The organism is Streptomyces sp. CBMA123, from assembly GCF_014596465.1.
GTDB lineage: Bacteria > Actinomycetota > Actinomycetes > Streptomycetales > Streptomycetaceae > Kitasatospora.
The window spans coordinates 1-8,838 of record NZ_MECK01000221.1 but is presented as its reverse complement, the minus strand read 5'-3'; the positions used below and the strand labels follow the sequence as shown (position 1 = coordinate 8,838).

The following is an 8,838-nucleotide window of genomic DNA, read 5'->3' as shown; positions in this document are numbered from 1 at the left end:
GCCGCGGCGGCGCCCCCGACGGCCACGGCCGGCATGCCGGTCGGCCGCCCGCCGCGCGGCCCGGCCACCCGGGCGGCCGTGACCATTGCTCCCGCTGCCGCTCACCGGGATGACGGTCGTCCTGTCGTCGCTGTTCACGTCGCCACTGCTTTCTGTCCAGGTCGGCTGGTCGGGTGCCGACACCTGGGAGACCCCCTGGCGAAGCGTCGATAACAGAAAGTCCGAACGAATGTCCGGCGACTTGGTCACGCGACCCGATCGCCCGTCCGGGTCCTGCCCGGGCGGGCTCAGTGAGCTGTGCTCGCCGGGGCCATGTCGTACGTGACGAACATCGTCCGGGTGGCGACCTGGTCGTACTTGCCGCGCGCCCGGTGGTTGTCGTCCGCCGTGATCCAGCGCACCGTGCTCCACCCGCGCTCGGCGGCGATCTCCCGCAGCCGGGCCAGCAGCTGGTCCACCGCCCCGCTGCCGCGCACCTCGGGCGCCACGAACAGGTCGTCCAGGAACCCGCCGACCGCGCCGTGCAGCGGCCGGGAGAACGGCCGGAAGTGCGCGAACCCGACCGGCGTCCCGTCGGCGTCCCGGGCCAGCAGCGCCTCCAGCTCGTGCGCCGGGTCGTTCAGCCAGGACCACACCAGCTCGGCCTTCTCCTCCGGCATCGGCACCCGGTAGAACTCGCAGTAGCCGCGGAACAGTTCGCGCCAGCGCGGGTAGTCCCCGGCCTCCGGCACATCGATGCTCCAACGGTTCGCGGTGGCGCTGCTCAACTCGGTCTCCTCGCTCGGTCGGACGGGCCCGCCCAGCATGACGCCCCGTCGGCCACCCGCCGAACGACACCGCGGCCAACAACCACCCGCCCCACACTCCACTCCGGCGGTGGCTCCTCGGCCCCGGCCCACCCGGGAGGGTGAAGCGCTTTCCCCCGCCGGGGCCCATCGCCTACGGTGGGTCACCCCGATGGCACGGAGCGGAGGTTCCCTGCGGTGGACGAGCCGACGACGCAGTACCAGAGCTACACCTGGGAGGACGAGAACGGGGGCCGGTACATCGTCCTCTACCCGGGCAACGAGGAGGCCGACGAGGAGGGCAAGGCGCGGCTGCGCGCGATGGGCGCCCGGGAGATGGCGGCCCTCCGGGCCGAGGAGGAAGCGGAGCAGCAGGAGACGGAGCGGGAGGAGGCGCAGCAGGACGGGGCGCCACCCCGCGCGGACCGCACCCGGGGCGGCCGGCGGCGCCGGTCCATCACCATCGACATCACCAAGCCCACGCCGCTGCCCGGTCCGCAGCTCGACCCGGAGTGGCTCCGGACCTGGTGCGAGGAGACCGAGACGGCCCTCGCCGGGTTCACCCGCTCCTTCGCCGAGCGGTACGGCTTCCCGCCCGGCGAGAACGCGCTGGCCCCCGCGACGCCCCACAGCCGCCGGGCGGCGGACGCGCTCGCGGAGCTGCTGCCGCTCCCCGCCGACCTGGCCACGCTCCACCAGGCGCTCGCCGGGGCGTCCCTGCCGGACGTCGACAACGGCTACTTCATCCACGCTCCGGAGACGGTCGCGGCGCAGCTGCGCGAGTACGGCGTGCCCGCCGTCGACGGCGAGCGGCTGCCGCTGGTCTTCGGCAGTGACGGCGGGGGCCACCTGTTCGCGACCGGACACACCGGACGGGTCTGGAGGTCGGCCACGGCGTCCGTGGACGGCGACTTCGAGCTCGTCGCCGAGACGCTGGAGGACTTCCTTCGGAGGATCGGCCGGCTGATCGCCGGCCGCTGAACCCGTTCCGGGCGTTCCGGCTCCCGGTGCCCTCGTCCAGGCACCGGGAGCGGCGGGCTCGCAGCCGCTCGGGCTCCCAGCTGCTCGGGCTCAGAGCCGCTCGGGCACCGGGTTGCCGACCGCCTCGATCGCGCGGCGCACCGGGACCTTCACCAGCACGGCGAAGCCGATCACGAAGAAGACCAGCAGCGAGATGATCGCCGAGCGGTAGCTGCCGGTGATCTGGTAGGCGAGGCCGAAGACCAGCGGGCCCATCCAGCTGGTGCCGCGGTCGCTGACCTTGTAGAGGCTGAAGTACTCGGCTTCCTTGCCCGCCGGGATCAGGTGCGAGAACAGCGAGCGGGAGAGCGCCTGGCTGCCGCCGAGCACCAGGCCGATCATGCAGGCCAGGACGTAGAACCAGGCGGGCTGGTGGGCGGGCATGAAGTAGCCGAGGGCCAGGGTGACCACCCAGCCGACCAGCGAGCCCAGGATCGTCCTCTTGGCGCCGAAACGGCGGGCGACCCGGCCCAGCAGCAGCGCGCCGCCGATCGCCACCACCTGGACCATCAGCACGGCCGTGACCAGCGAGGACTGCTCCATGCCGAGCTCCTCGCTGCCGTACAGCGAGGCCTGCGAGACGACGGTCTGGATGCCGTCGTTGTAGCAGAGGAAGGCCGCCAGGTAGAGCAGCGTCAGCGGGTGCTTGCGCATCCCCTTGAGGGTGCGGCCCAGTTCGCGCAGGCTGCCGGCCGTGGGCTGGTCCGGCGCGGCCGCGGCGCGCTCGCGGGCGACACCGGCCCGGGACGGCAGCCGCAGCATCGGGACGATCGTGAACAGCGCCCACCACAGGCCGGCCGAGGCCAGGCAGATCCGCACGGCGGTGCCGGAGGACAGGCCGAGCGCGTCGTGGCCCTGGAACAGCGCCAGGTTGGCGATCAGCAGCAGGCCGCCGCCCGCGTAGCCGTACGCCCAGCCCTTGGAGGAGACCGCGTCCCGCTCGTCGGGGGTGGCCAGGCCCGGGAGGTAGGCGTAGGAGAGCGCCACGGACACCGCGTAGGAGAGGTTGGCGACCACCAGCAGCGCGCCACCGAGCAGGTAGCGGTCGCCGTGGAGGAAGAACATCCCCATCGTGGCGAGCGCGCCGACGTACGCGAAGCCGCACATCAGCTCCTTGTGCCGGCCGGTGCGGTCGGCGACCGTGCCGGTCAGCAGCATCACCGCGACCGAGATCAGCACGGAGAAGGAGACGGTGTACGGGAAGAACGATCCGGCGCGGATCGACAGGCCCAGCGGGTGCACGTCACCGGACGCGTCGGCGGCGTTCTTGGCCACCTCCGTCAGGTACGGCCCGAGGAAGACCGTCAGGACGGTGGCCGAGAAGGCCGCGTTGGCCCAGTCGTTGATGTACCAGCCGAACTGCATCCGGCGCAGGTCCCGGCCGTCGCCGGCGGCTGCCGGGGGCGACGAGACGTCATCCGGCAAGTGGTCCGTGGTGCTCATGGGGCTCCTATATCACCGTGCTGGAGCCGGTGCTGCCGTCCGTCCAGCAGCCGCGCTCGCCGAGGACGTCCCGCAGGACGTCGATGCGATCCGCCATGATGCCATCCACACCCAGGTCCAGGAGAGCCCTGATCCGTGTGGGATCGTCCACAGTCCAGACGTGGACCTGCAGGCCGAGGCGGTGCGCGGCCCGTACGAAGGCCCGGTCGACCACCGGGATCCCCCGGTGCCGCTCCGGCACCTGGGCGCAGATCCCGGCGAACCTCGCTCCGCGCTTCGGCAGCAGCGGGCCCGCCAGGGAGCGCAGCCGCAGCCGGGCCACCTCGCGCGGGCCCAGCGAGGTGGCCAGCCGGGGGCCGGCCGCGGCGCGCACGGCGGCGAGCCGGCTGTCCGAGAAGCCGCCCACGCAGACCCGGTCCCAGGCGTTCGTCCGGCGGATCGTCTCCACCAGCGGGCCGACGGCGGGCGCCGCCTTCACGTCCACGTTGAACCGGGCCCCGGGGAACGCCCCGAGCAGGTCCTCCAGCAGCGGCACCGGCTCGCTGCCCCCGATCCGGGCCCGCCGTACCTCCGCCCAGGGCAGCTCGGCCACCGCCCCGGCGCGGTCGGTCACCCGGTCCAGCCGGGAATCGTGGAAGGCCACCAGCACGCCGTCGGCGGTGGCGTGCACGTCCGTCTCCAGGTACCGGTAGCCGAGCGCCACGGCAGCCTCGAACGCGGCCAGCGAGTTCTCCGGGTGACCGAGCTCACCGCCCCGGTGCGCGAAGGCCAGCGGCCCCGGGTGGTCGAGGAAGGGGTGCATGTGGTGCTCCGAGCTGCTGGGGAGGAACGCGGGCGCGGCCCGGTCCGACGGACCCTCGGACCGCGCGCGTTACAGTATTACGCGCCCTGTCAAGCAGTAACGTCGGCGGCCGTCCGCTCCGTTCCGGCCCCTCGCTGGGGCTGGGCGGACTCACCGGGTCGCGGGGTTCCCGGGCGGCTCCGCCGACCCGTCGGTGCGGCGCAGGTCGTAGAGGTAGGACCGGCCGGCCTTCCAGCTGCGCCACGGACCCAGCGGCGGGAACCCGTCCTGGCCCGAACGACCGTGCAGTGGCCAGCCGTTGGCCGTCCCGCCGGCACCGACGGTGCACCAGCCGCGCCCGGGCAGCCAGCGGCACCACACGTCGAGGTCCAGGCGCCGGAAGGCCGGCCGCCCGTTGAACTCGCCGTCCGGGCGGTAGCGGTAGACCAGGCCGTCCACCCGGCGCACGAACTCGATCGACACCGCGCCTCCCCCTCGTCGGATCGACCACCGGACGGGAAAGGCTACTTCAGCGGCCCGCCGGGGCCCGGGGGCGTGTCCAGCGGCCGGCTGCCGGCATCCCCGAAGACCGCGCCGGATCCCCGCCGGCAGGCGCGCGGGCGGGCGGGAGCGGTGGGAGGCGGGCACCGGACCGCAGCGGTGCCGGGCGTGGGGGTGCGGGGGTGGGGGCGGGCGTTGATGCTGGGTGGGTGGAGGTGTGGGCGGATGGGGTTGTGGCGGCTGGCGGAGGCGTCCCGGGAGGTGGCGGCGGAGCCCGGGCGGCGGGCGAAGGTCGGGTTGTTGGCCCGGTGTCTGCGGGAGTTGGGGCCCGAGGAGGGGGCGGCGGCGGTGGTGCTGCTGTCCGGTGAGGCGCAGCGGTTGCGGACCGGGGTCGGATGGGCGGCCCTGCGGGACCTGCCGGCGCCGGCGGCCGCGCCCTCGTTGGGGGTGCGGGAGGTGGAGCGGGAGCTGGAGCGGATCGCCGGGGTGCACGGGGCGGGTGCGCAGGCGGAGCGGCGGCGGTTGCTGGCGGGCCTGTTCGGGCGGGCGACCGAGGTGGAGCAGGGGTTCCTGCGGGCGGTGCTGGTCGGGGACCTGCGGCAGGGGGCCCTGGACGCGCTGGTCGGCGACGCGGTGGCGCAGGCGGCCGGGGTGCCGGTGGCGGCGGTGCGGCGGGCGTTGATGTTCCGGGGGTCGGCGCGGGCGGTGGCGGAGGCCGCGCTGGGCGGCGGGGCGGCGGCGCTGGCGGGGTTCCGGCTGGAGGTGGGGCGGGCGGTGCGGCCGATGCTGGCGGCCTCGGCGCCGGACGTGGCCTCGGCGTTGGAGCGCACCGGTGCGGCGGCGGTGGAGTGGAAGCTGGACGGGATCCGGGTGCAGGTGCACCGGGACGGCGGGGAGGTGGCGGTGTTCACCCGCGGTCTGGACGAGATCTCCGCGCGCGTCCCCGAGGTGGTGGAGGCGGCGCTGGCGCTGCCGTTGCGCTCGGCGGTGCTGGACGGCGAGGCCATCGCGCTCGGTCCGCAGGGCCGGCCGCGCCCGTTCCAGGTGACCGCGGCGCGCACCGCGTCCCGGCGGGAGACGGATCGGCTGCGGGCCGAAGTGCCGCTCAGCGTCTACTTCTTCGACCTGCTGCACCGGGACGGCGAGGACCTGGTGGACCGGCCTGGCCGGGAGCGCTGGGCGGCACTGGACGAGGCGGTGCCGACGGGGTCACGGGTGGCCCGTACCGAGACCGGGGACGGGGCGGAGGCCTTGGCGTTCTTCCGCAAGGCGCTGGCGCTGGGCCACGAGGGCGTGCTGGTGAAGGACCCGGCGGCCGGCTACGCGGCCGGGCGGCGCGGGGCGGGCTGGATCAAGGTGAAGCCCCGGCACACCCTGGACCTGGTGGTGCTGGCCGCCGAGTGGGGCAGCGGGCGGCGGCAGGGATTCCTGAGCAATCTGCACCTCGGGGCCCGGGCGGCGGGCGAGCCGGGCCTGGGGCCGTGGGTGATGCTCGGCAAGACCTTCAAGGGGCTGACCGACGAGACGCTCGCCTGGCAGACCGCCGAGCTGCTCGCCCGGGAGGTCGACCGGGACGCCCGGACGGTGCTGGTCCGGCCGGAACTGGTCGTCGAGGTCGCCTTCGACGGCCTCCAGCGCAGCCCCCGCTACCCCGCCGGGCTGGCCCTGCGGTTCGCCCGGGTGGTGCGCTACCGGCCGGACAAGAGTGCCGCCGAGGCCGACACGGTGGCCTCCGTACGGGAGTTGGCCACCGCCGAAGGCCTCTGAGGCTGCCCGCGCGGCCGTGTCCGCCGACCCGTCCGGCGACGTACCGTCGACTGAAACGCGGTGCGCCGCAACGGCGTTCACCCACGGGGCCCGAATCAGCCATTCTCGATCCGGCCACCGTACCCCTCCGTGGACGGACCAGTGACGGCTAGGTTGACCGTGACAACGAGAGGCGGCCGCCGGGCAGCCGGCGGCGCCCTGGCGAAAGGTGCCCGACATGCAGGTGAGCGTCGACCGGGACCGTTGCTGCAGCTCCGGCATGTGCGTGATGAACGCCCCCGCGGTCTTCGACCAGGACGACCGGGACAGCCTGGTGAGGCTCCGTCAGACCTCCCTGCTGCCCGAGCAGTTCGACGACGTCAGACTCGCCGCCGAGCTCTGCCCGGGCCGGGCGATCACCGTCACCGGGGACGAGCCCGCGCAGACCGGGGCCTGACGGACCCCAGCCGCCGGCCCCGCAGGCCGCCGGGCCCCTTCCCGGGCCCCGAAGCCCCACCAGAACACCCGCGACGTGAGGAGAGCCCCGCCGTGACCACCGCGCCCACCGAACCCACCGCCCCCGTCCTCGCACTGCCGGCCCCGCACTCCGGCGGCTGCCCGTTCGGCCCGCCGCCCGCGTACTCCGAGGCCGCCGCCACCGCGCCGATGACCAGGGCCGAGCTGCCCGACGGCGACGCGTGCTGGCTGGTCACCGGCTTCGCCGAGGTCCGCACTGTGCTGTCCGACCGCCGGTTCAGCGCCGACATACGCCACCCGGCCTTCCCGCTGCTGGTCGCCGGCGCTCGCGAGGAGCTGATCACCGACAATCCGCCCTTCCTGCGGCTCGACGACCCCGAGCACGCCCGCCAGCGCCGCATGGTCACCGGGGAATTCCTGGTCAAGCGGGTGGAGGCGCTGCGCCCGGAGATCCAGCGGATCGTGGACGAGGCACTGGACCGGATGACCGCGGGCCGGACCACGGCCGACCTGGTCGCCGACTTCGCGCTGCCGGTGCCCTCGCTGGTGATCTGCCTGCTGCTCGGCGTGCCGTACGAGGACCACGACCGCTTCCAGAGCCTGAGCCGCACGATGCTCAGCCGGGAGAGCACCGTGGAGCAGCTCCGGGAGGCCCAGGAGGAGGTCCAGGACTACCTGCGCAACCTGGCGGCCCGCAAGCGCGCACAGCCGGAGGACGACATCCTCAGCCGGCTCGCGGCGCGGGACGACCTGACCCCGGACGACGTGGCCGGCACGGGCGTGCTGCTGCTGATCGCCGGGCACGAGACGACCGCGAACATGATCTCGCTGTCGACCGCGCTGCTGCTGGAGCAGCCGGAGCAGATCGCCAGGCTGGCCGACCCGGCCGCGCTGCCCGGCGCGGTGGAGGAGCTGCTGCGCCTGCTGACCATCGTGCACACCGGCCTGCCCCGGGTGGCGCTGGAGGACGTGGAGCTGGGCGGGGTGACGGTCCGGGCCGGGGAGGGCGTCATCGCGATGCTCTCCACCGCCAACCGGGACGAGTCGGTCTTCGGCGGCGCCGACCACCGGGCGACGGACGAGCTGGACGTGACCCGGGACGCCCGACGCCACCTCGCCTTCGGCTTCGGCGTCCACCAGTGCCTGGGCCAGCCGCTGGCCCGCGCCGAGCTCCAGATCGCCCTGGAGACGCTCTTCCGCCGGCTGCCGGGGCTGCGGCTGACCGGCGAGCGCGAGTTCCGCACCGAGTCGTTCATCTACGGGATGCGGTCACTGCCCGTGACGTGGTGAGCGGAGCGGTCCGCACTCCGGGAGGGTCGGCGGAGCGGTCGGCGGGTCACCCGGCTGGCCCCGGCGCCGGGGCGGGGGCAGGCTGGAGGGGCGAAGGACGGACCCGGCCCGGCCGCGCCCGCGGTCCGGGGCGCGGCCGGGACCGGCCGAGGAGACGGGAGCCCGCGATGACCGACATGAGCGCACGCTCCGAGGTGAGCACCGACCGCGAGGAGGACGTCCGCGCCGCGGATCCGGAGGAGGGCATCACCTCGATGCAGAACCTGCACGCCCAGGACACCTCCCAGGCGGAGGGCGACTCCATGCTGGACGAACCCGACGCGAACAGCTGACCACCCGCCACACCGATCCGACCGCCCGGCGGAACCGGGCGGTCCTTGCGACCGCAGGTGTCGCTGCCCGGGTGGCAGCTCACCGGCGGGGGAGGATAGGCGCATGACCGAACGCGATCAAACCGACCGCCAGACCCGGCCGCCCGCGGACCCGCGCACCTCGTGGGCGACCTGGACCACCCAGTCCATCATCAGCGGCCCCGGCGGGGTCACCACCGCCGAGGTCGGACCGATCTCCGGCGACCTCACCCTGCACACCACGTGGGTGGACGGCGAGGCGCGGCTGACCGTCCAGTACACCGGCGCGCTGGACTGGTACACGGTCTCCGGCAGTCCGGTGGCCGCCGCGGACGAGAGCACCGCGCGGGCCATCCACCAGGCGATGGTGAACGGCGTCAAGACGGGGCGCGGGGCCGTCGCCCCGCCCCCGGCCCTCGGCGGCTGAACCCGCCGATCCGCGGAT

Annotated in this window: 11 protein-coding genes; 6 read left to right on the top strand and 5 right to left on the bottom strand. The window is 74.6% G+C overall.

Features of this window, described 5'->3' with window-relative positions; genetic code table 11:
- Nucleotides 1-249, bottom strand: a 249-nt coding sequence (locus BG452_RS45875; protein ID WP_223242627.1) for a hypothetical protein, incomplete at its 3' end; no start/stop codon positions are given.
- A gap of 38 nt (nucleotides 250-287) precedes the next feature.
- Nucleotides 288-767, bottom strand: coding sequence for a GNAT family N-acetyltransferase (locus tag BG452_RS23330; protein ID WP_223242626.1), 480 nt, complete (start codon nucleotides 765-767; stop codon nucleotides 288-290).
- Nucleotides 768-983: 216 nt separating this feature from the next.
- Between BG452_RS23330 and BG452_RS23325 the strand changes: the two genes are divergently transcribed.
- The gene (locus BG452_RS23325; RefSeq protein WP_188306306.1) at nucleotides 984-1,766 is read left to right on the top strand and encodes an SMI1/KNR4 family protein; all 783 of its coding nucleotides are present in this window, start codon (nucleotides 984-986) and stop codon (nucleotides 1,764-1,766) included.
- A gap of 90 nt (nucleotides 1,767-1,856) precedes the next feature.
- Here BG452_RS23325 and BG452_RS23320 read toward each other — a convergent pair whose 3' ends face one another.
- The 3 genes from BG452_RS23320 to BG452_RS23310 form a co-directional block, all read right to left on the bottom strand.
- Nucleotides 1,857-3,248 (bottom strand): MFS transporter, encoded by a 1,392-nt coding sequence (locus tag BG452_RS23320; RefSeq protein ID WP_188306305.1) that lies wholly within the window; start codon nucleotides 3,246-3,248, stop codon nucleotides 1,857-1,859.
- 7 nt (nucleotides 3,249-3,255) lie between these two features.
- Nucleotides 3,256-4,050 carry a glycerophosphodiester phosphodiesterase gene (locus BG452_RS23315; protein ID WP_188306304.1) on the bottom strand — a complete coding sequence of 265 codons (795 nt, stop codon included), beginning with the start codon at nucleotides 4,048-4,050 and terminating at the stop codon, nucleotides 3,256-3,258.
- Nucleotides 4,051-4,200: 150 nt separating this feature from the next.
- Nucleotides 4,201-4,512 carry a hypothetical protein gene (locus BG452_RS23310; RefSeq protein ID WP_188306303.1) on the bottom strand — a complete coding sequence of 104 codons (312 nt, stop codon included), beginning with the start codon at nucleotides 4,510-4,512 and terminating at the stop codon, nucleotides 4,201-4,203.
- A gap of 243 nt (nucleotides 4,513-4,755) precedes the next feature.
- Here BG452_RS23310 and BG452_RS23305 point away from each other — a divergent pair, with 243 nt between their 5' ends.
- The 5 genes from BG452_RS23305 (at nucleotide 4,756) to BG452_RS23285 (ending at nucleotide 8,820) form a co-directional block, all read left to right on the top strand.
- Entirely contained in the window at nucleotides 4,756-6,297 is a 1,542-nt protein-coding gene (locus tag BG452_RS23305) for an ATP-dependent DNA ligase (protein WP_188306302.1), read from the top strand.
- A gap of 217 nt (nucleotides 6,298-6,514) precedes the next feature.
- Nucleotides 6,515-6,733 carry a ferredoxin gene (locus tag BG452_RS23300; protein ID WP_188306301.1) on the top strand — a complete coding sequence of 73 codons (219 nt, stop codon included), beginning with the start codon at nucleotides 6,515-6,517 and terminating at the stop codon, nucleotides 6,731-6,733.
- 92 nt (nucleotides 6,734-6,825) lie between these two features.
- Nucleotides 6,826-8,043 (top strand): cytochrome P450, encoded by a 1,218-nt coding sequence (locus tag BG452_RS23295; protein ID WP_188306300.1) that lies wholly within the window; start codon nucleotides 6,826-6,828, stop codon nucleotides 8,041-8,043.
- Nucleotides 8,044-8,210: 167 nt separating this feature from the next.
- Entirely contained in the window at nucleotides 8,211-8,375 is a 165-nt protein-coding gene (locus BG452_RS23290; RefSeq protein ID WP_188306299.1) for a hypothetical protein, read from the top strand.
- Between the two features lie 103 nt (nucleotides 8,376-8,478).
- The gene (locus BG452_RS23285) at nucleotides 8,479-8,820 is read left to right on the top strand and encodes a hypothetical protein (protein ID WP_188306298.1); all 342 of its coding nucleotides are present in this window, start codon (nucleotides 8,479-8,481) and stop codon (nucleotides 8,818-8,820) included.
- Nucleotides 8,821-8,838 lie beyond the last annotated feature (18 nt).

Bases quoted from the DNA above. Each gene is read 5' to 3' on its own strand.
- BG452_RS23320 (WP_188306305.1), bottom strand. From the start codon at position 3,248: ATGAGCACCACGGACCACTTGCCGGATGACGTCTCGTCGCCCCCGGCA.
- BG452_RS23315 (WP_188306304.1), bottom strand. From the start codon at position 4,050: ATGCACCCCTTCCTCGACCACCCGGGGCCGCTGGCCTTCGCGCACCGG.
- BG452_RS23305 (WP_188306302.1), top strand. From the start codon at position 4,756: ATGGGGTTGTGGCGGCTGGCGGAGGCGTCCCGGGAGGTGGCGGCGGAG.
- BG452_RS23300 (WP_188306301.1), top strand. From the start codon at position 6,515: ATGCAGGTGAGCGTCGACCGGGACCGTTGCTGCAGCTCCGGCATGTGC.
- BG452_RS23290 (WP_188306299.1), top strand. From the start codon at position 8,211: ATGACCGACATGAGCGCACGCTCCGAGGTGAGCACCGACCGCGAGGAG.
- BG452_RS23285 (WP_188306298.1), top strand. From the start codon at position 8,479: ATGACCGAACGCGATCAAACCGACCGCCAGACCCGGCCGCCCGCGGAC.